Source organism: Thalassospira sp. MIT1004 (genome assembly GCF_001858545.1).
Classification (GTDB): Bacteria; Pseudomonadota; Alphaproteobacteria; order Rhodospirillales; family Thalassospiraceae; genus Thalassospira; species Thalassospira xiamenensis.
Window position 1 is genome coordinate 1 of the sequence record NZ_MCAO01000010.1, and the last position, 20,295, is coordinate 20,295.

Annotated in this window: 23 protein-coding genes; 6 read left to right on the top strand and 17 right to left on the bottom strand. The window is 54.5% G+C overall.

Annotated elements, in window-relative coordinates; all coding sequences use genetic code 11:
• Nucleotides 1–201: 201 nt before the first annotated feature.
• The 3 genes from BC440_RS04505 to fabI all read right to left on the bottom strand — a co-directional run bounded on the left by BC440_RS04505 (nucleotide 202) and on the right by fabI (nucleotide 3,494).
• Nucleotides 202–1,329: a hypothetical protein gene (locus BC440_RS04505; protein WP_139192077.1), complete on the bottom strand. Its 1,128-nt coding sequence runs from the start codon at nucleotides 1,327–1,329 to the stop codon at nucleotides 202–204.
• A 162-nt stretch (nucleotides 1,330–1,491) separates the two neighbouring features.
• The gene (aroC, locus tag BC440_RS04510; protein WP_071239665.1) at nucleotides 1,492–2,583 is read right to left on the bottom strand and encodes a chorismate synthase; all 1,092 of its coding nucleotides are present in this window, start codon (nucleotides 2,581–2,583) and stop codon (nucleotides 1,492–1,494) included.
• Between the two features lie 80 nt (nucleotides 2,584–2,663).
• Nucleotides 2,664–3,494, bottom strand: a complete 831-nt coding sequence (gene fabI / locus BC440_RS04515) for an enoyl-ACP reductase FabI (RefSeq protein WP_062952450.1) — start codon at nucleotides 3,492–3,494, stop codon at nucleotides 2,664–2,666.
• 258 nt (nucleotides 3,495–3,752) lie between these two features.
• On the opposite strand from fabI, the gene BC440_RS04520 reads away from it, so the two are divergent.
• Nucleotides 3,753–5,054, top strand: coding sequence for a YihY family inner membrane protein (locus BC440_RS04520; protein ID WP_247643529.1), 1,302 nt, complete (start codon nucleotides 3,753–3,755; stop codon nucleotides 5,052–5,054).
• An 84-nt stretch (nucleotides 5,055–5,138) separates the two neighbouring features.
• Here the strand turns inward: BC440_RS04520 and BC440_RS04525 are convergent, their stop codons facing one another.
• The 5 genes from BC440_RS04525 to BC440_RS04545 all read right to left on the bottom strand — a co-directional run bounded on the left by BC440_RS04525 (nucleotide 5,139) and on the right by BC440_RS04545 (nucleotide 10,746).
• On the bottom strand, nucleotides 5,139–5,807 hold the full coding sequence (locus BC440_RS04525; RefSeq protein ID WP_071239667.1) for a tetratricopeptide repeat protein: 669 nt from the start codon (nucleotides 5,805–5,807) through the stop codon (nucleotides 5,139–5,141).
• On the bottom strand, nucleotides 5,804–6,607 hold the full coding sequence (locus tag BC440_RS04530) for an SDR family NAD(P)-dependent oxidoreductase (protein ID WP_247643530.1): 804 nt from the start codon (nucleotides 6,605–6,607) through the stop codon (nucleotides 5,804–5,806). Before BC440_RS04530 ends, BC440_RS04525 begins: the two co-directional genes overlap by 4 nt.
• Complete coding sequence (locus BC440_RS04535; protein ID WP_071239669.1) at nucleotides 6,579–8,600, bottom strand: AMP-binding protein; 2,022 nt, start codon at nucleotides 8,598–8,600, stop codon at nucleotides 6,579–6,581. Before BC440_RS04535 ends, BC440_RS04530 begins: the two co-directional genes overlap by 29 nt.
• A 2-nt stretch (nucleotides 8,601–8,602) precedes the next feature.
• On the bottom strand, nucleotides 8,603–9,301 hold the full coding sequence (locus tag BC440_RS04540; RefSeq protein WP_071239670.1) for a thermostable hemolysin: 699 nt from the start codon (nucleotides 9,299–9,301) through the stop codon (nucleotides 8,603–8,605).
• Between the two features lie 101 nt (nucleotides 9,302–9,402).
• Nucleotides 9,403–10,746 (bottom strand): mechanosensitive ion channel domain-containing protein, encoded by a 1,344-nt coding sequence (locus BC440_RS04545; RefSeq protein WP_071239671.1) that lies wholly within the window; start codon nucleotides 10,744–10,746, stop codon nucleotides 9,403–9,405.
• A 215-nt stretch (nucleotides 10,747–10,961) separates the two neighbouring features.
• Between BC440_RS04545 and slyA the strand changes: the two genes are divergently transcribed.
• Entirely contained in the window at nucleotides 10,962–11,462 is a 501-nt protein-coding gene (slyA, locus tag BC440_RS04550) for a transcriptional regulator SlyA (RefSeq protein WP_071239672.1), read from the top strand.
• A 40-nt stretch (nucleotides 11,463–11,502) separates the two neighbouring features.
• Here the strand turns inward: slyA and BC440_RS04555 are convergent, their stop codons facing one another.
• From BC440_RS04555 to BC440_RS04570, 4 genes are all read right to left on the bottom strand, one after another.
• Nucleotides 11,503–11,751: a hypothetical protein gene (locus BC440_RS04555; protein WP_071239673.1), complete on the bottom strand. Its 249-nt coding sequence runs from the start codon at nucleotides 11,749–11,751 to the stop codon at nucleotides 11,503–11,505.
• Nucleotides 11,751–12,164: a DUF411 domain-containing protein gene (locus tag BC440_RS04560; RefSeq protein WP_139192078.1), complete on the bottom strand. Its 414-nt coding sequence runs from the start codon at nucleotides 12,162–12,164 to the stop codon at nucleotides 11,751–11,753. The genes BC440_RS04555 and BC440_RS04560 overlap by 1 nt, the downstream gene beginning before the upstream one ends.
• Before the next feature lie 107 nt (nucleotides 12,165–12,271).
• The gene (locus BC440_RS04565; RefSeq protein ID WP_040059695.1) at nucleotides 12,272–13,192 is read right to left on the bottom strand and encodes a DnaJ C-terminal domain-containing protein; all 921 of its coding nucleotides are present in this window, start codon (nucleotides 13,190–13,192) and stop codon (nucleotides 12,272–12,274) included.
• A 169-nt stretch (nucleotides 13,193–13,361) separates the two neighbouring features.
• On the bottom strand, nucleotides 13,362–13,838 hold the full coding sequence (locus tag BC440_RS04570) for an RT0821/Lpp0805 family surface protein (protein ID WP_007090901.1): 477 nt from the start codon (nucleotides 13,836–13,838) through the stop codon (nucleotides 13,362–13,364).
• 148 nt (nucleotides 13,839–13,986) lie between these two features.
• On the opposite strand from BC440_RS04570, the gene pdxH reads away from it, so the two are divergent.
• Nucleotides 13,987–14,607: a pyridoxamine 5'-phosphate oxidase gene (pdxH, locus tag BC440_RS04575; RefSeq protein ID WP_007090902.1), complete on the top strand. Its 621-nt coding sequence runs from the start codon at nucleotides 13,987–13,989 to the stop codon at nucleotides 14,605–14,607.
• Nucleotides 14,608–14,678: 71 nt separating this feature from the next.
• Here the strand turns inward: pdxH and BC440_RS04580 are convergent, their stop codons facing one another.
• Complete coding sequence (locus BC440_RS04580; protein ID WP_007090903.1) at nucleotides 14,679–14,984, bottom strand: metalloregulator ArsR/SmtB family transcription factor; 306 nt, start codon at nucleotides 14,982–14,984, stop codon at nucleotides 14,679–14,681.
• Nucleotides 14,985–15,306: 322 nt separating this feature from the next.
• On the opposite strand from BC440_RS04580, the gene BC440_RS04585 reads away from it, so the two are divergent.
• Together BC440_RS04585 and BC440_RS04590 are read left to right on the top strand one after the other, a co-directional pair.
• Nucleotides 15,307–16,164 carry a universal stress protein gene (locus BC440_RS04585; RefSeq protein WP_051682248.1) on the top strand — a complete coding sequence of 286 codons (858 nt, stop codon included), beginning with the start codon at nucleotides 15,307–15,309 and terminating at the stop codon, nucleotides 16,162–16,164.
• A gap of 213 nt (nucleotides 16,165–16,377) precedes the next feature.
• A complete protein-coding gene (locus BC440_RS04590; RefSeq protein WP_063095421.1) occupies nucleotides 16,378–16,566 on the top strand; it encodes a hypothetical protein in 189 nt (62 codons plus the stop codon).
• Between the two features lie 48 nt (nucleotides 16,567–16,614).
• On the opposite strand, the gene BC440_RS04595 is transcribed toward BC440_RS04590, so the two are convergent.
• Nucleotides 16,615–17,304, bottom strand: a complete 690-nt coding sequence (locus BC440_RS04595; RefSeq protein ID WP_071239675.1) for an SOS response-associated peptidase — start codon at nucleotides 17,302–17,304, stop codon at nucleotides 16,615–16,617.
• Between the two features lie 184 nt (nucleotides 17,305–17,488).
• Here BC440_RS04595 and BC440_RS04600 point away from each other — a divergent pair, with 184 nt between their 5' ends.
• The gene (locus BC440_RS04600) at nucleotides 17,489–18,232 is read left to right on the top strand and encodes an SDR family oxidoreductase (RefSeq protein WP_071239676.1); all 744 of its coding nucleotides are present in this window, start codon (nucleotides 17,489–17,491) and stop codon (nucleotides 18,230–18,232) included.
• Between the two features lie 58 nt (nucleotides 18,233–18,290).
• Here the strand turns inward: BC440_RS04600 and BC440_RS04605 are convergent, their stop codons facing one another.
• The 3 genes from BC440_RS04605 to rnk all read right to left on the bottom strand — a co-directional run bounded on the left by BC440_RS04605 (nucleotide 18,291) and on the right by rnk (nucleotide 19,986).
• Complete coding sequence (locus BC440_RS04605; RefSeq protein WP_071239677.1) at nucleotides 18,291–18,803, bottom strand: N-acetyltransferase; 513 nt, start codon at nucleotides 18,801–18,803, stop codon at nucleotides 18,291–18,293.
• Nucleotides 18,804–18,878: 75 nt separating this feature from the next.
• Entirely contained in the window at nucleotides 18,879–19,418 is a 540-nt protein-coding gene (locus BC440_RS04610) for a hypothetical protein (protein ID WP_007090909.1), read from the bottom strand.
• Between the two features lie 148 nt (nucleotides 19,419–19,566).
• The gene (gene rnk / locus BC440_RS04615) at nucleotides 19,567–19,986 is read right to left on the bottom strand and encodes a nucleoside diphosphate kinase regulator (protein ID WP_037989959.1); all 420 of its coding nucleotides are present in this window, start codon (nucleotides 19,984–19,986) and stop codon (nucleotides 19,567–19,569) included.
• Nucleotides 19,987–20,295: the final 309 nt, after the last annotated feature.

Here is a 20,295-nt window from a genome sequence, read left to right on the forward strand (position 1 = left end):
CAAACTGTCGAGTGTCACCATCTCAAGTTCGGTTTGATGTGGGCTGGGTTTCTTAAGCATTCCCCATTGAATCAAAAATCCCCGCCAATGGCGAGGACTTTGTCAGCAGTCTGGGACCGTCAATGTGACGGTCCAGTTTGGCGCTGTCGGGGATTATGGAATTTTGGAGCCGGGCTTAAAGCACCGCTAAAATCCTGAACGCTAGGTTGCCGGAGGCGGCGATGATGTGGCTTCATCATCTTCATTCTGGGCCGCAGATATTGAGGATGCGTCATCACTAACGGTTGCCGGTGAAGTTGCGGCAGGGTCCTGGCTGTTATCGTCGGCTTTGCTGTCATCGGTTGCAGCGTCACTTTTGGGCGCAGTTATCGCTGTGGCTGCGGCTTCTGTTCCGTTTTCGGTTGGCGCATTACTGCTCGTTGGTGACTCTGCCGCCGTGGTATCGGCAAGTGCGCCAGTGGTGGCGTCGGGCTTAGAAGATGCCGTTGTGTCATCTGTTGGTATCGAACCTGCTGCGGATGAGTCGGACTTGCTTCCTGCGTCCGCACCGGTTTGACCGGCAGGCTGTGTGGCCGAACTGCTGGTGCCGCCATCCGTTACCGTATTGGTGCTGTCGCCTGTTGCAGAAGGTGCAGGGGCTCTTTGTGGTTCATCGGCTGCGGTTGGTGTTGCATTGCCAGTATCGGTCGTGCTCGACGGCATGTCTGGCGTGGTTGCAGCGGATTGTTGGTTGCTGGTGCCTGTATCAGATGCCAATGGCGCAGAAGACGCCGTTTCGGCAGGTTTGTCCTCGGGCGTCGGGGCAAGCGTTGCCGAGGGTGAGGGTGGGTTTGATGATGTCTTATCGTGATCCGGGCGGATCAGGAAGCGATTGGACAGAATATCGCGTCCGACCAGAAGCGGTTGGGTGATGCCCGCCATTTCAAGCAGGCCAAGCTCGACATCACAGATGACATCGCGCAGGACCAGTTTCGTTCTGATTACAGGCGCACGCACAGGTGTGCTGTTGGCGTTGGTGGTAACCTGTCGGAAGGCGGTCACCGGCATCGCCAATCGCCAGGTGATCTGGCGTTGAGTGATTTTGGCAGTTGGATCAGGGGCACTGTCGACCGTGAGCGAGAAGGAAACGCTGCCCACGCTTTCGTCTTTTTCGTCATCAGAGGAACCGGCGTTGCTATCGCCGTCGCCTTCGGGTTGCTCGATGGTCAGATCGCTGACGAAAAGGCAGCTTTGCGGCGCTGCGCCAAGGATCATGGCGGGCAGGGCCGCAATGCCCCAATCGGGCAGATCGACCGGTTCATCAGGATAAAGAACTGTTCTATTGCCCAAGCCAGCATCCCGACCGGCTGCCTTGGAGGCCGGGGCCGGTTTGTTCGCGGATGCAAGCAGAATCAGGGCTTTGTACAATGTCGGGTTCATACACCGATGACGGTGCAACAGGCTGCTTGTGACAGACTATTTGTGCGATTTCACGCAGGAATTAGTTGTTGATTACTTGTTGCGGTTCCAGCCATCACACTGGCCTCGATGGCGCAAAAGATGATCGGCCAGAACGATGGCTGCCATGGCCTCGCCCACCGGAACGGCACGAATGCCTACACACGGATCATGGCGGCCCTTGGTGACGACATCGACATCCTTGCCGTAAATATCGACACTTTTACGCGAGGTCAGGATCGAACTGGTCGGTTTGACGGCAAAACGCACAACAACATCCTGCCCGGATGAAATCCCGCCCAGAATGCCGCCCGCATGGTTGGAGCCAAAGACCGGCTTGCCATCTTCGCCCATGCGCATTTCATCGGCATTTTCGATGCCGGTCAGTTCGGCGGCCTCAAATCCGTTGCCGATTTCAACACCCTTGACTGCGTTGATTGTCATCATCGCCTTGGCCAGATCAGCATCAAGTTTGTCATAGACCGGGTCACCCAGCCCGACCGGAACGCCCGAACAGACAACTTCTATTACTGCACCGACCGATGATCCGTCCTTGCGCAGACCATCAAGATATTCCTCGAATACCGGAACAGCGGCTGCATCGGGGCAGAAGAACGGATTGTTATCAACCTCGTTCCAGTTCCAGTTGTCGCGATTGATTTCCTTGGTGCCCATCTTGATCAGGGCGCCGCGGATTTTGATGTCATCGCCAAGGATTTTGCGCGCAATCGCCCCGGCCGCAACCCGCATCGCTGTTTCGCGTGCCGATGATCGTCCGCCGCCGCGATAATCACGGATGCCGTATTTTTCCCAATAGGTGTAATCGGCATGGCCCGGACGGAACTGGTTTTTAATCTCGCCGTAGTCCTTGGATCGCTGATCAACATTTTCGATCAGAAGCCCGATCGGGGTGCCGGTGGTTTTGCCTTCGAACACGCCTGACAGAATCTTGACCTGATCGGGTTCGCGGCGCTGGGTGGTAAAGCGCGACTGGCCCGGTTTGCGTTTTTCAAGAAACTGCTGGATATCTTCCTCGGTCAGGTCAAGAAGCGGTGGCACACCGTCAACGACGCAGCCAATGGCCGGGCCGTGGCTTTCGCCAAAGGTGGTGAAGCGAAACAGGGAGCCAAAACTGTTGCCAGCCATTTCCGATATCCAGAATTCAGGTGTTTGAAGACAAAACGGGCTGCCAGCAAGGCAGCCCGCAAGATCATATCATGTTCAGATCAGGCTTTCTGAACATTGATGTCAGGTGCGTCTGCCTGCTTCATGCCAACGGTGTGATAACCGCAATCGACATGATGGGTTTCCCCGGTAACACCGGTTGACAGGTCCGAAAGGAAATACAGGCCCGACCCGCCAACATCATCAAGGGTAACGTTGCGGCGCATCGGCGAATTATATTCATTCCATTTCAGGATATAGCGGAAATCGCCAATCCCTGACGCGGCAAGGGTCTTCATCGGGCCTGCCGAAATGGCATTCACACGGATGCGATCCGGACCAAGGTCATTGGCAAGATATTTCACGCTGGCTTCAAGGGCCGCCTTGGCAACGCCCATGACGTTGTAATGCGGCATCACCTTTTCCGCCCCGTAATAGGACAGGGTCAGAAGCGAACCACCATCGGTCATCAGCTTTTCCGCGCGCTGTGCAACGGCGGTAAAGGAATAGACCGAGATGTTCATTGAAAGAGCGAAGTTTTCAGGCGAGGTATCGACATAGCGACCACGAAGTTCGTTTTTGTCGGAAAATCCAATAGCGTGAACCACGAAGTCCAGCTTGCCCCATTTTTCTTTCAGCGTTTCGAACACGGCATCAATGCTTGCTGCGTCGGTCACGTCGCAGGGCAGGACGATATCGCTGCCAACAGACTCCGCCAATGGCCGAACACGCTTTTCAAGTGCTTCGCCCTGGAAGGTAAAAGCAACTTCGGCGCCAGCGGCAGCCACAGTGCGTGCAATACCCCAGGCGATGGATTTATCGTTCGCGACGCCCATGATCAGGCCACGCTTGCCAGCCATCAGGCCGGAAATGTTTTCGGCGGAAAAGCTCATTTTCCCTCTCGTTCCCACGATCTCTCTCTGGTGCGGGGCAGCGCGGAACAAAGCTGTGGCCCACACAGGAGGCATTTGACATTGGGCGCATCCTACACAAAGCGAAGCCAAGGTCAATCTGGCCTGTTTTATCTTGTGCGGTCACGTTATCCTGTTGATCAATTACACTATAACCAGAAATCGTGCAGGGATAAGTGTTTAATGGTTCCAATCGGCCAATTACTTAAGGACCGCACTGGATTTTGGCGCTACGCCATTATGCGATTTGTGCATGACAAATCCGTCGAACGCGCAGCGGGACTTTCTTATACAACCCTTCTTGCCATGGTTCCGTTCCTTGCTGTTGCGCTTACGGTATTGTCGGCCTTCCCGGTTTTTGAACAGTGGAAGGACCAGATCATGGGCGTGGTCCTGAACAATTTTCTGCCCGAAACTGGCGAACAGGTGACAGGTTACCTCAGCAATTTCCTTCAGAATACCGGCCAGATGACAGCGGTGGGTACAATTGTGCTGGCCTTGACCGCGGTCATGCTGCTTGCTGCGATTGAAGGTGCGATGAACGATGTGTTTCGCGTTACCACTCCGCGCAAACTTTTGGCGAAACTCGTCGTTTTCTGGACTCTGCTGACGGTCGGGCCGATGTTGCTGGGGCTAAGTCTTTCGGTGGCATCCTATATTTTTGCCATGCGCTATATGGTCGGGGCCGACGGGCTGGGTGAACATATCGGGCAATTGACGTTTTTGGCCCCTTTCCTGCTATCCTCGATTGCCTTCTCGCTTTTGTTTATCGGCATGCCGAACCGTTCTGTTGTGATCATTGACGGTATTTTGGGCGGCTTGGTGGCGGCTGGATTGTTCGAGGCGCTTAAAAAAGGGTTCGGGTATTACGTTATTAATTTCCCGACCTATCAGACGATCTATGGCGCCGTGGCGATTGTACCGATCTTCCTGTTATGGATGTATCTGACCTGGATTGTTGTGCTGCTGGGCGCACAGGTTGCTGCCGCCCGATCCGAATGGCGTGCGGCACGTGCCGCTGGGCTGATCCCCGATCCGCGGGGTGCCGTGCCCGGCCATATGGAACGCATTATCGCAGTGTTGCGCGTTCTGGAATATTTGCAACATGGTTTCCGCGAAGCAACCAAACCGCCGACCTATCGCCGCATGTTGCGCGAAACCAAGCTGGGCGGACGGGATCTTAACTGGGCCTTGGCGGCCCTTCGGCGTGAAAAGCTGATTGAACGGTCCGAAAGCCACCGCTGGCTTTTATCAGGCGATCTGTCGCGGATCACGCTGGTGGATCTGATGTCCAGACTGGGGCTGTTTCTGGATTATGACCGGTTGCTTCTGGTTAATGCGGATGGCGGTTGGCCAGGAGCCATGCGCGAACGTCTGGTGGAACTGGAAAAAACGCGAAAATCCGTTCTGGATGTTGAAATTGCTGCCCTGCTTGATTTGCCAAAACCCGATGATACAGCCCCCAAGCAGGTTGAAACCAAGCCCGAAGACGAAAAGAAAGACGAAATCGGCCCAAAAGACATGACCGAAATCGTCGATTGAAGCGTTCCGAAGGCATCAAAATACAAGGCCGGGTTTGTGTTCTCCGGCCTTGTTTGGTTTGGCGAATTGTGCTGTTCGTCAAGGTTAGTTTTTGGAAACTTCCTGCGCGATTTCATTTAGTGCCTTGGCTATTTCCGCCCGACGTCCGGCATCCGCCGATGCGCGGCTGGGGCGCTCGGGTGCGTTCAATGCTTTTTCCAGATAAACCTTGGCTTCAGCGTAATGATCATTCTGAAGCAGAAAATCGCCATAGAAATAGTTGGGGTCAATCCCGTCAGGATTAAGTTCCAATGCCTTTTTCAGGAATTCTTCGGCCTTGCTGTCACTGCCAAAGGCAAGCGGCCATGGGGGCACCTGATAATAAAGCGATCCCAGTGACGTATACGCCGATCCATCAAGTGCCGTTGGATCGAGGGCAATCGACTTTTCAAACAAATCGCGCGCGTCGTTTACTTTGCCAAGGGCGGAAATGCCGCGCACGATCCCGGCATCGGTCGACAGGACAATACCCTGCCAGATCATGACTTCGGGACTATCCGGATAGAGATTCAGCAGACTTTCGCCCTCGGTTTCAAGTTGATGAATGGCATCAAGTTGCTGTTTTTCATCCGTCATCTGGTACTTGATACGGGCCCATTCTTCCTGCAGATGGGCAACGCCATTCATGGCCTCGTTATTGGCCGTGTCGGCATTGGCAGACAAAGGCAGGCCAAGCGCAAAGACGCATATCATGGCAAAACGGGTGATTTTCATGCCGGGTGGCTCCTTGGGTTGGCGTCCGGTTTGTTGGCGATCAGGGGGATTGGTGCAACCACCTGATCAGCCTTGAGGATTTCTTCGCCGATGGCGGTGTTTTTACGAAGTCCCCTGTCGACGATGCCCGGTATGACGGCATTGATCAGGGCAAAAAGCCGTTCCGGCCAGCCGATCCGAACATCGGTTTTATCGTGTTCAATCGCATTGACGATCTGACGGGCAACGTCACGTGGATCGTCTTCGGTGACATTTGTGCGACGGTTAAGCAGCCCTGCCTTGCCGCTGTTCATGGTGGTACGAACCGCACGCGGGGCGATGTGACTTATGGTGATGCCAGTGCCAGTCAGTTCACGACGCAGCGCATCGCTATATCCCTTAAGCCCGGATTTTGCGGCGACATAGCCGGTCATATGGGGCAACGGGATCAATCCGGTCATTGATCCGATATTGACGATCTGACCGCTACCGCGTTTGCGCATGGCCGGAAGAACGGCCTGGCACAGGCGCATTGGCACCAAAAGGTTCAGCGTCACAAGCGCGTCGTAATCCTGATCTTCGGCATGATTGAAATCATTGATCCCAGCCAGATTGATCAGGATGTCGGGCGTGTGTTCACGCAATGCCTTGCAGGTTGTATCAATGCTTTCCATCAGGTTGCCCTGCGTCGTGCGGTCATAGGCAACGACATTTGCCCCGCGCTCGATCAGCAGGTTGACCAGTGGCATGCCAATGCCGCCAGTCGCGCCCGTCAGGAAAACGGATTTTCCATCAAGCAACATTTTTACGTTGTCCTTCATGCGGGATCGCCGCAAACAGATTGGCAAACAGCCGGAAGGTGTTTTGCGCGACTTCGATGATGGCGGCCTGATCAGCCGGGTCGGTGACCTGATTGACGGTCTTTTCGAAGAATTTCATGTGTTCAAGATCAAGGGTGCCGTGCGAAAACAGATAGCTGAATGCTGATTTCGGCAAATCAAGGCCGGTCATGACGGCATCCGCACCCTGACTGGCGATTTGGGTGGATGTGCTTTCAAGCATGAAGACCATGCCAAGGAAACCGACCGGGTTCTTACGGCTGATATAGTCGTAGTTATAGGCAACCATCACCTGGGTTTCGAGGTTCGGTATCGCGTGGCGGGCGGCTTCGCGGTTACCACCGGCGGCTTCGATATCATTGAGAATCCATTCTTCGTGGCCTTCTTCTTCTTCGAGATATTCAATGATCGCCTTGTGCAGCCAGCGTTTTTCATCTGGCAGACGCGATCCCATTGCCATCAGGAAGGGAACGGTGTGTTTGACATGGTGATATGCCTCCGTCAGGTAGGCGACATAGGTTGACCGTGAAATGCGACCTTGCAGGCCATCAACAAGCTGGGGAACGTGATAAAGGGACGCGCGGGCTTCGGCGGTTTCGGCAACAAGGCGATCATAAAAATTCATGGTTTTCTCCGGGACGGACAAGGGGGATGTGTAAAGTTTGGCAATAATCGCCTCGCGGCGCGGGCGTCCGGTGCCTGTCAGGCAGCCGTTTTCGACCGTAAAGGGGGCAACGATGCGGGTATGTTTGATGTGTGCGTAATCGGGCAGGCCAGCATTGGCCGCGGCAACCGCGGCACTTACATCGGCGGTCGGACCGGTCGGAACGATCAGAGCGCTCAGTTCCGGTTCCCCATCGCCAAAGACCATGGCCTGATAGATGCCTGGCTGGGCCAAAATGGCGGCTTCGGGCCATTCGGGGGAAATATTGCGCCCAAACGATGTGATCAGGACGTTTTTGCGTCGCCCTGTCACACAGACGAAACCATCGTCATCAATCTGCCCCAGATCGCCGGTTGCAAGAAAGGCCGGTGCTGCTTCGCCGACATAGCCAAGGAAACCGGGATTTTCGATGATGATTTCATCGTTGGAAATCTCGGCCTTTACATGGGGCAAAAGCGTTCCGGTGGTGCCGGGCTTATCTTTGCCCGGTACATTCATTGAAACGACCGATGCGCATTCCGAAAGACCATATCCTTCGTAAACCGGAAGCCCGATATGGCGTGCCTTGGCAATCAGGGCCGGATCAACACGCGATCCACCAACCGCAATGAATTTAAGGTCAGGAAGGGGACCCTTGCGGATGACCAGCATCATCAGCGCACGCAGGATTTCAGGCACCAGAATGACCGACGTCGCGCGGGTATCCTTAAGGATTTCGTGCAGGCCCTGATATTGCGGCCCGAACTGGCCAAGCAGTGTCAGGGTAATGGTACACCCGGCCAGAAGACCGGTATAAACTCCCGCGACATTTTCCAGAAGTACGGCAAGTGGCAGCACACAGGCATGGGTGCCAGCAAAATCGTCGCCCAGCATCGCGTGGATCGAAGATGCAACAGTGATCATCGCCGATGCGGGCAGGCAAACGCCCTTTGGCGTACCGGTGGTGCCGGATGTGAAGGTAATTTTTGCCGTGCCATCGGGGATGTCGGGCGAACGCGACTGCCCTGTTTCCGCCATCCCATTAGCCGTCAGCATGTGGGTGATGCCCGCGGTCACAATGGTGTGATTGATCTGATCGCGGGTGAAAAATGGCGGGATCGGGACGCATAAAATACCGGCCGATAGGGCGGCAAGGTCCCAGACCAGCCAGTCGATCCCGTTATCAAGTGCTATACCCAGTACATCGACATCTGCAAGTTCAAGACAACGTGCGTCGATCAGGTCGGAGAGGTCGCCATAGGTTACGCTATCATCGCCTTCGCGGAGCGCGACTTGATCGGCGTTATGGGTGCGGATGCGTTCGAACAGCATGATTATTTCTCGCCGTTATGTTGCAGATGGGGATAAAGGCGTGGGCGCATGTGGGTGTATTCTGCACCCAGCAATGTCTGAAGGCGGCGATAACCATGTTCGACCGAACCAGACAGAACATGCGGGCACGTGTCGTAATACCGGCCCCAGTCGATTTCGTTTTCTGTCAGGCGTGATGGATCGGCATGGGCGTGGCGAACGGGCTTGAGGCCCATTTTACGCAGGCGTTTTTCGATACTGTCGGTGCCGGTCACAACCGCCTGTTTAAAGCCGTTATGGTGCAGATAGGCCGACAGTGCCGCAAACAGGAAGGACGACGCCCCACCACCCGATGACGCCAGATTGCCGATCTCGACAATCTGATGGCGCGGTACACCAAGGATCACTTCGATTGGCGCGGGCAGATATTGTTCAAGAAACAGCGGCCCATGCCCGGCTGACCGGAAACCAAGGGCGGCGACGATCCGTCCGGCATCGTCGCGGACACTCATCAGGCTGCCATATTGTACGCGGATCGCCGCGTCATAGGCATCGGCATAGATATTGGCAATGAATGTTTCGACTTCGGGGCGTTCTGTCGCCAGAAGTGTCAGCACCGAAATGGCACAGGCACGCATCTGCAGATGATCCAGAAAACCGCGTTTCTGGAAACTGAGCTTGGCGGCGGGGAAACCGTTTTCATTATAATTCAGGTGAAGCATGCCATTGGGCCTTCGACTGCGTTGATAGCGCATTCTTGGCCTGGAACCTGACAGGAACCTGAATGAGGGGTTGTTAAAGCAAAAACCTTGGAAATGTTACTTTAGCGGGCAGTGTCTTCTGAGGCATTGCCGGGGATTTCGATCTTTACCGTACCATCGGAACTGCGTAGATGAAGGTCGCGCTGCGGGAACGGAATTTCGATCTCGTTTTCCTTGAAGCTATCCCAGACATTGAGCAATACCTCGCTGATGATATTACCACGTCCGTTTTGTGGATCCGTGATCCAGAAGCGGATTTCAAGATCGACCGAATTATCGCCAAAGCCGCGTAGCAGTGTGTTCGGGCCGGGATTATCCAGAACGCGCGCACATTTTGCTGCGGCTTCATTGCACAATTTGATCGCGAAATGCGGATCGCAACGATAGGCAATGCCGACCGGAACTTTCAGGCGCAATTTGACGTCCGAGTGGCTCCAGTTTTCCACCTGATTGGTGATAAGGTCTTCGTTGGGGATCAGGAATTCGGTACCGTCGCGGGTGCGAACGGCGGTGTAACGCGCGCCAAGCGACTGAATCCAGCCAAATGTATCGCCAATCGCAATCACGTCGCCCGGCTTGATCGACCGGTCCAGCAACAGGATCACGCCGCTGATCAGGTTGGCGACAATCCGTTGCAGACCAAACCCGATGCCGACACCGATGGCACCACCAAAGACAGCAAGCGCGGTCAGATCGACACCGATGGTCGAAAGGGCAAACAAAACCGCAATCGACAGCAGCACAAGTTTCAGAAGCTTGGACATAAGCACCTGAACCGATGGCGTCAGGCGGTGAACCTTCTGGATGCGTTGTTCGAAAATGCGCGAGGCAAATGACGCGACCCAAAGCAGGATCGCCAAAGACAGCATTGCCTTGAGGATGCCAAACACCGATATCCGAAACTGCCCGATATGAAGGGCAAGGCTGTCCAGCAGATCAATTGCCGGATCAAGCCAGCCGACAATGTTAAGGGCGGCCAGCCCCCATGCGATGATGGCGATACTGCGGGCCCAGACGGGATCATTCACCACCGCCGTGCCCAGACGGATGAAAATCCACGCATTCAGAAGGCTTGCGACAAGGCGCAGGATATTGTGCCGCAGCCCCGCCTGTATCGCGACCGCATCAATAAACCAGATCAGCAGAACCAGAATGATCGGAAACGCCAGATCGGGTAAAACCGCAAGCAACCGACGGAACCCGGCATAGTGCAAAAGCGCCCGCCAGTTTTGCAAGCGCGCCAGTTGGCGCGAAAGCGGCCTGCGCAGCAACAGGGCAGGGATCACCGACAGCAAACATGCCCCGATCTGTAACAGGATCGGAACCAGCAAGATATTGTTGTCCACCCATGCGGCTGCCTGTTCAAGCCAGATCACGAGCTGGTCGGGATTCCAGAATTGCTCCATACGTCCCCTGATTTTGCCCTGTATTATGATTGGCGAATGGAAAGCATTATATTTCATATGGTAACGCGAAACCGCCCGCGGGAGATAGGGGGCTAATTCTTCGTGTTCTGGTTGGTTCTGCGAAAGATGCGTCTTTTGGCTTTGGTTTCCTTGACGTTAGATAGCTATCTATCTAAATCTTTAGGATCAAAAACCTCCTGCAGGTATCTCCCCCCATGACAATTTCCAAAGATAGCAATGCATCGCGTGAACAGTTCGGTTTCTGGCTGGGCACGCTTGCCCGGCAATGGCGTGCGGAAGTCGACCGGCGTTTATCGCCCTTTATCCTGACCGAGGCGCGCTGGATCATCCTGTTTCGTCTCAGCACGACCGATCATGACCTGACGCAAAAGGAACTGGCGCGTATTGCCGGGGTGCAGGGACCGACATTGGTGCGGACATTGGACTGGCTGGAGGAAAAGGGATTGATCGAAAGGCGCGAAGTCCCCGATGACCGGCGGGCAAAAACGGTTCACCTGACCGAAAAGGCCGAACCGGCGCTTCGACAGATTCAGGCGGTCATACAGGGTGTCCGAGCCCAGATTTTTGCCGATGTTACCGATGAAGAACTTGAACATTGTCTGACCGTGTTCAAAAAAATCGGCCGACAGTTCGATGCCTTTGCCGGAAGTGAACAGGACAAGGACATCATCATGGTTGGACGGGTGAAAACCTAAAACCGTTTCCACCGTCTTATATCTAACTGTGAGGCAGTGCTTAGTCGGATGATCGGTTCCGCAGGGTTTCGCGCTCCCAGCGTTCGGTCAGAACTGCGGCCCCAAAGCCGAGCCCGCCAAAGATCGCAAGGCTGATCACAAGTGCGGGCAGTAAACTGTTTGCGGGCATGAATGTCGGCGAGCCGCCGGGCAATGACAACCATACCATTGCAGCACTGCCCCATAAAATGCCAACCGCAACCATGCCGATCCCGGTAAAGGCAAGCCGCAAGCGCGAAAGATATTCCATTATTCTGACCTGCGCCGCTCGACTGATCCATCATAATGGATCGCTACGGTTTCCTGTGCCGGGCCATCAAGGGCAAGCGCGATAACATCCGCCGGTTTGCGCCGCAAAAGTGTAACGATATCGCCAGACGGGACCTCGCCGATCACGCTATAACCCGCAACCCGACCGATCTTGCAATCGCGCATCGGGGCAGGGGTGATCATCATTGCCTGTTGTTCTGAAAGGGACAGGTTGCTGACCTGTGCGGCGCGAACGTCAAAACCTTCGGCCTTAAGGCGGTTTTGCCAATCGGTGCTGTCTTGGCAATCATTCGTATATGAAAGTTCAAGCGTCGGGCGCGATGTGCCGACAAATGCGGTCAACCCGATCAGGGCGATACCGGCCAGAATCGTAGAAAGAGCAATGGGTTTCATGACTTCTGCCTTTGTCAGATAAAACTGCAAAGGCAGAATGCCTGTTAGAGCAGATGCGAGTCTTGAGCCCGGTCAAGCCGCAATCGGGCGTGGCTGGGCTACCCGTGTTAACGTGCCTTGTAAGGATGTTTTTCCGACCATTCTCGTACGAAATCGATCAGTTCATCGTCGCGATCTTCGGGCAGTTTGACGGTCAGATGTACATATTGATCGCCGCGTTTGTCACCCCGGTCATATGCCGCACCCTTGCCACGTAGCCGCAATTTCGTGCCGCTATTGGCGTTGGCGGGCAGTTTCATGCTGACCTTGCCATTGATCGTCGGGACTTCGATAGACCCGCCAAGGATTGCTTCGGCCAGGCTGATCGCAAGATCGCAATGCAGGTCATTGCCTTCGCGACGGAAAACCTTGTCCGGGTGGACATGCAGCTTGATCAGCGCGTCACCCGCTTCCCCGCCATTCATGCCGGTCATTCCCTGGCCTTTCAGGCGAAGGGTCTGGCCATCTTCGCTTCCGGCAGGGATGCGGACTTCAAGGCTTTTGCCGCTGGCAAGATTGATGCGCTTGGTCGTGCCGATAATGGCTTCGGCCAGATCAAGGCTAAGCTCATAGGAAATATTGGGTCCTTTGACCTTTTCGGCCTGTCTGCGCCCACCAAAACCACCGAAACCGCCCCCGCCGCGGCCAGCCTTGCCGAAAATCTCGTCAAAGATATCCTCTGCATTGGCACCGGAAAAACCAAACGGATCACCGCCAGCCTGACCGCTATAACGCGCACCGCCACCACGGCCAAACGGTCCGGTTTCACGGCCATCGGCATCAATTTCGCCCGCGTCATATTTTTTGCGACGTTCGGCATCCCCCAAAAGATGATAGGCGGCCGAAACTTTCTTGAACCGCTCTTCGATCTTGGTGTCACCGGGATTGACGTCCGGGTGCAATTCGCGCGCAAGTTTGCGATAGGCTTTTTTGATTTCGTCCTGGGTGGCGTTTTTGGCAACGCCCAAAGTCTTGTAGGGATCCTGCATCGCCTGACCGGTTGGAAAATGGGAAACGCTATAAATGTATTATAGGCCTGTATTAGCTGTTGCAAGGAAGGCATTTGTTTTTATTGCTGTCCTTGACATGGCTCAGATATGAAAAAGCGGCGCTGTTCGCAAGGAACGCGCCGCTTTTTTTAATGTCGTTTCGCGCAGGTCAGTTTACAACTTCCCAGCTTCCATCCGGCTTGCGGCATGCGGTGCCGTACGCTTCTTCCTGCTTGCCGCCGATGGTGACGGTCTGCTGGTATTCACGGCAATATTCCTGGGTTTTCGGTTCCTGATAGGTCCGGGTCGGGGTTACCGTGCCACGAACCCCGGTATCGGGGTTGTTCCAGGTCGATGTCTGACCCGTCGGCGCACTTTCAAGGGTGCGCTGCGTGCTTTGTGCCATGATCGCGCGGTCGGCATTGTCCAGTGACTTGCCGACTTCACTGCCGATAAAGGCGCCTGCCAGTGTACCAAGTGCCACACCGACAAGCTGTCCCGAGCCTTTGCCGAACTGCGCACCGGCAACCGCACCACCAACCGCGCCCAAAAGGGTGCCTGCGGTTTGTTTCTGACCTTGATCCTGTGCACAACCGGCAATGAATGCGGTCATCATGACGGGGATTACGATATGACGAAATTTCATATTTTTTTGCCTACCTTGTCTTTCCTGTCCCAACCGATATGTTCTGTATCTACGGAACGATCTTGATTGCGTCGTTTCACGTATATCCAAAACCCGTATCTTTCGAATTTGGTGCGGATTTTGAACTATCAAAGGAATCCTGACCCCAATGGACGAAAAAAATACGCCAAAAATGGGGCATGAAGATCATGCCGTACCGTTCGATCTTTTTGACGTGTGGTTTAAAGAGGCGAAAAACAAGGAGAAACCGTATCCGGATGCGATGACGCTGGCGACAGCAGATGCGCGCGGGCGGCCTTCGGCGCGTATTGTACTGCTTAAGGACTTTGATCAGCGCGGTTTTGTTTTTTACACCAACTATGAAAGCCGCAAGGGCGATCAACTTGCCGAAAACAGCTTTGCCGCATTGTGCTTTCACTGGAAGTCGCTTGAAAAATGCGTTCGCATCGAGGGGGCGGTGACCAAGGTCGACAGTGTGGAGTCCGACGAGTATTTCGCATCCCGACCGCGCGGCAGCCAGCTTGGCGCGTGGGCGTCAACCCAGTCCCGCCCGATGAGTGGCCGGTTCGATCTGGAAAAACGGGTTGCCGAATTCACCGCCAAATTCGGGCTGGGCAAAGTACCTCGCCCGGAGCATTGGGGGGGCTTCCGCCTGATCCCTGATCGCATCGAATTCTGGTCCGAAGGCAAGTTCCGCCTGCATGATCGCCAGCTTTACACCCGCGATGCCGAGGATAAGGGCTGGAACCTGCAAAAGCTTTTCCCGTGATGTAGAAGGCTGTTCTGAAAAATGCAAAACGCGCGAATGTCGGTTCGCGCGTTTTTGTTTGGCAGGTTTGATCAGTATTCTTCTGACGGGCAGAAGACTTCCTGTAACACGACGATGATTTTCATGATCTCGGGATTGGCCAGCGAATAATAGATGGTTTGCGATTCCCGGCGTGTCTTGACCAGTCCCTCGCGGCGCAAACGGGCAAGATGTTGCGACAGTGCAGATTGTTTAATACCCAGTTCACCTTCAAGCGTGCTGACTGATTTTTCTGTTGTTCCAAGCGAACATAAAACCATCAGACGCCACTCGTTTCCCAATGTTTTCAGGAACTCGGCAGCCTCGCGAGCGTTTTCATGCAAGTTTTTATAGGGCATCGCAGGCAGTATCCATTCTCGAAGTCAGTCCGGCTATTTTCTGGCACGTTAAGACCGATAAACCGTATAGGATGATTAATCTTCGGCATTCAGCAACGCATTGGTTTGATGTTACACTGGTTTCTTTCTCCGCCTAAGCATTTCGTAGGGGAAAGCCCCTTTTCAATGCATGGACGGGATCTTTTATAAAAGTTTTGATCTTGAACAAGGAAAGATGCGTTTTCTGGTTGCAGACTGTCCCTTTCTGACGTCTTGACGCATTGTAGTGATCGCAACAAGGCACACGTGTCGGAAGACACATCAATTCTCGGGAGTGAGTGCGATGGCAGTAAGAACAATTCTGGCCCCGGTGGCGGGTTCGAACATTGATCAGCGTGTACTGGATCTGGCGTTCCGGACGGCCAAAAGATTTGATGCTCATCTTGAGGCATTGTTTGTTGCCGCCGAACCACAAGATGCGATCCCGATTGTCGGGGAAGGCATGTCGGGCCTGATCATCGAAGAAATGATGCGGGCAGCTGAAAACGAAACCCAGCGCCGTGAAACCCGCGGGCGTGCTGCCTATGATGCGGCGCGTGATGCCGCCGCCGTTGCCGAGGCCGCCGTTCCGATGGCCGATCTTCAGGCGACCTGTGCATGGCGGCGCGACAATGGCCGTGAAGACGAAACCGTTGCCCGACGTGGCCGTCTGTTTGATCTTGTGGTCATTGGCCGCGAACCGCGCGAAGCTGCCGCGTCGCTTACTTTTGATGCCGCCCTGATGGAAACCGGTCGTCCGTTGCTGGTTGCGCCGGAAAAAACACCCGAAACCGTTGGCGAAAAAGTCGTGATTGCCTGGAATGGCGGAGTGGAAGCCGCCCGTGCCGTGACATCGGCCATGCCACTTTTGCGTACGGCCAAGGAAGTCACCATCGTCAGTGTCGGCGAAGTCCCCCATGGGCGTGCCTGTGCCAAAGCATTGGCCGAACAGTTCCTTTGGCACGGAGTCGAGGCACGGGTGTCCGAATTGCCCGAACAGTCGCACGTTGCTAATGCCTTGATATCCGAGGCAGAAAAGGTCGGTGCCGATAGCATCGTACTTGGCGCTTACAGCCATTCGCGGTTCAAGGAGATGATCCTTGGCGGTGTTACACAGGATATGCTGGCAAAATGCACTTTGCCGCTTTGGATAATGCATTGACCCATAGGTCACGTAACATCCTGAAATCCGGATGATTATTTGTATGATCATTGGTATATGACAAAAAAGGCGTAGTCTTTTGCGCCTTTTTTGTTGCGTCTGCGAACAAAACCCGCCACCGTTACTGAAATCTTACAAAGACGACGGCCCGATCAACGAGGCCTTCGCCCGATAAAAGAACAGTGGAAGAAACGTCTGGCAGGGGAAAATCCCATGTTATCACTTCGCGATGTTATTGATTTCGCATCCATGTCCGAGGATCTGAGCCGGGAACTTACCCGTCAGAATGTCGGCTTGCCCGATCTTGGCGCTTTGGTTGCAAGCTATTCCGGTGTTGCTGCTGGCCCTGTTAGCAATTGCAATGAAGCACCATGTGCCGCCAACGATGTGGATGGCGAATAACTTACAAAGTCCCTGATGTCCCGATCAGAACAGGTTGATCTGGTCTTTTCACTTTCGCGAATTCTTTTTTTCAAAGACATCTTCTTCGCACCAATCCAGAACATGATTGGGCACGGGGCCCAGCATGTGACGCACGGCGTCAAATCCGTTGACCGGATCAAGCCATCCGGCGATATGGTTTGGCCCGATCACGGCGGGCATGCGGTCATGGATATGTGAAATTGCCTGTGCGGGGGCGCAGGTGATGATGACCGCCTCGCGTCCGTTTTCAAGCCCGGCAAACAGCACTGGCTGATGATCTGGCAGGGTGATGCGGGTCTTGTGCTTTGCCCTGCCGTCCTTGCGCCATTCAAACCAGCTTGTCGCTGGTATCAGGCAACGCCGATCCAGCAAGGGGCGAAAGGTTGGTTTCTGATCAAGGGTTTCGGCACGGGCATTGATCAGTGGCGCATTCAGCGTTGAAACGCTTAACCCCCAACGGCGCGAGGCAGCCTTTTGACCCGGCAGGATCACAATCACCGGATCGGTCGGGCGTCGAATGCCAGACAGGCTTTCAAATGCGGCTTGGTTCGCGTCTTCCAATGGCTTTTCGGTATCTCGTCGATCTGCATCCCGCCCGTCTACATCGCGGTCGGCTGCAAAATCCGATGCTTCCTTGCGAATGATATCGCTAAGGTCGATGGCCAGTTGTGCCTGAAACGCGTTCATGTCGTTGATAAGCTGGTATTGGCTGCACATCGGATTGTCTGTTCGTTCCTTAATTGACAATGATCATAGCCGTTTGACTGGTTTTGATACAACCTTCGTCCTATATAGGAACGCGTGTTGCGATGCGTGCTTGCGACGGATCGCAATGCTATAAGAAGATGACGATACGATATAACGTGCCACGTCGGCGCGCGGGATTTGAAAGAGCCACCCAATGAATGCCACTGCCCCGAAAACCGTTGTCCTGACTGGCGCAAGCCGGGGGATCGGCCATGTTACGGTCGGTTATTTTGCCGCGCGCGGCTGGCGGGTGATTTGCTGTTCACGTGAAGCTCCGCCGCCCAGTTGCCCGCGTGATCCGGCTCAGGGCATTCATATTGCCGCCGATCTTTCCAAACCCGAAGATGTCGAGCTTTTCATCAAGCAGGCCAACGAAGTTCTTGGCGATGATCCGCTGCATGCATTGGTCAATAATGCCGGGGTATCGCCCAAGACGCCGTATAAAGAACGGCTCGGCTGCCTGAATGGCGATATCGAGGCATGGCGTGATGTCTTCGAACTGAACTTCTTTACCCCGTTGACTTTGTCGCGCGGCTTTGCCGCAGCCCTGCATCGCGGCAAGGGGGCGATTTGTAATATCACCTCGATCGCGGGCCACTATGTTCATCCGTTTGCCGGATCGGCTTATTCCACGTCCAAGGCCGCCCTTTCGGGGTTGACACGTGAAATGGCGGTGGAGTTTGCCGAACTGGGCGTGCGGGTCAATGCCGTGGCACCCGGCGAGATCAAAACCGCAATGATTTCCCCGGAATACGAGGCACTGGTGCCGCGTATTCCGATGAACCGAATGGGCACCCCCGAAGACGTCGCCGCCGCCGTTCATTATCTGGTGGGGGAGGACAGCAGCTATGTTACCGGTACGGAAATTTTCGTAACCGGTGGGCAGCATCTGTACTGATTTTGCAAGTCTGTAGGGCTTTGATCGAAAAAAACAGCCAGGAACTTACGGCTGTTTTTTATCGGTGGTGGTTCGAGGAAATGTAAAATGCCGGATCATATTCAGCCTTGCCCGCCGGAATATCATCAATCAGCGGACGGGCCATGAAATACTGTTCCGGAACGCCGTCCAGTTTCAGGTCGGGCAGGGGAGCAAAGCCGAACCGGCTGTAATAATCAGGTTCGCCCAGAACCACGCACCCCGCCGCATCATTGATCCGCAAGCGTGCAATGCCTGCCTGGATCAGTTCCGATCCGATGCCAAAACCCTGTCGGTCGGGGCACACCGCCACCGGACCAAGGCCGAACCAGTCGATATTTTTGCCATCGATGGTAATCGGCGAGAAGGCTACGCACCCGACAAGTTCGTTATCTTCAATCGCGACAAGCGAAATGCTGAGCTTGCCCTTTTTGCGCAAGGCATCGACGATCAGATGTTCAGTTTGCTGACTATGAGGGGCTGTTGCGAATGCGCTGGCCAGCAATGCATGGATTGCCGGAATATCGGACTTTGTCTCATCGCGTATAAGCATGATCGTCCCGTCCCATCCTGTGACTTCACGCCTGCTACCTGCAGGTCTGTCACACGACTATAACGGGAAAATCAATTAGACCAACAGGCTTTTAAGCCAGTCGCGCTTTTGCTCCAGCCGACGGGCTTCCATATCAAGCCATCCGGTGAACGGTGCGGCTTCGTTTGCGTGGTCTTCACGCAGTGCCAGAACGCGATCAAGTTCCAGTTCGCAAACGTCATGCAGGATTTCGATCTGGTCGCGACGGGTTTCATCATCAAGCAGATGCAAGAACCGCATTTTAAGCGCCATGACAAGCCGCGAAAGTTCGCCCGACGTATCTCGAAGCGTGCCCTGCATCAGTTCCTGAAATTTATCGTGCCCGGCCTTGGTCAGCGACAATTGTGCATCTGAATAGGACCCGCTATTGCAATCCTCGCGCACCAGCCCTTCAAGCTTCAGAAGCTGAAGCGAGCTTCCCATCATATCAAGCGATGGCCCCATGATATGGGCGGTAAAATGACGCACTGAATTGGCCAGATCGGCATAGCTGATCGGTTTGTCCGAAAGGGCAAGGGTACCAAGTGCGCAGAGGCGCAGACATTCTTTGGGCAGCAATGTTCTATCCGAATACATAAACGGTCCCTGTCATGTTGCAGGTACCTATGTTAACGCGAACGGTTCTTAATTGCAAGGTGTCGATGCCGGAGAAACCCCGGCACCGGTGAATATAGATCACAATCATGATTCCGCAAACAGACTGTCAAAGACATATCGCTCCCGTTCAGGGGGCAACGACGTCATGAACGGTCAGTTCCCGGACTTCACCATCGGGCGTTTGCCACCAGATGGTTTCACCCTTTCTGATACCGATCAGGGCTGCTCCAACCGGTGTCATGACCGAAATCCGCTGGGTGGATATGTCTGCTTCGGTGGGCATGACAAGAATTATGGTTTGCATGCCACCGGTCGCATTGTCGCGGAATGTGACTTCCGATCCGATGGTGATGGCATCAGGGGGCAGTTCGGATCGTGTGGCGATCACAGCCCTGTCTATTTCGTCAAGCAGGCGGTTGGCGACAATCGGGTTCCGGCCAATATTGGCCCGTGCAAGGTTTTCAAGCTGATCGGCGATGGTCTGATCGATGAAAACGGCTGGATCATGGGACTGGGTTTCAGTGAAGGTTTTGGTAGTGGTTTGCATATCGAAAAGTCCTTTGGATGGGATGTGATGTTGCGACACATAAGGTCGCAAACAGGATTCAGTTGAACGGGACCAAAAGCTCACCCCCCTGAAGGGGGAGCCTTCTGACTGTGGTGTCGGCCAAAAGAAGCGGGCTGCGTTGTCGTGGTTTCATGCCGATAACGGTCAGGCCGATAAAACTTCGCAAATCAACGACACTCGGATCGCGACTGTTGCCACCAGAGTTGGCTGAGTGATCATTGATATTGCCAATCATGGCTTTGAGGCTTGGTTAGGTTCAGGCTTAGGAACGATGTCTGTGGCGGCTGA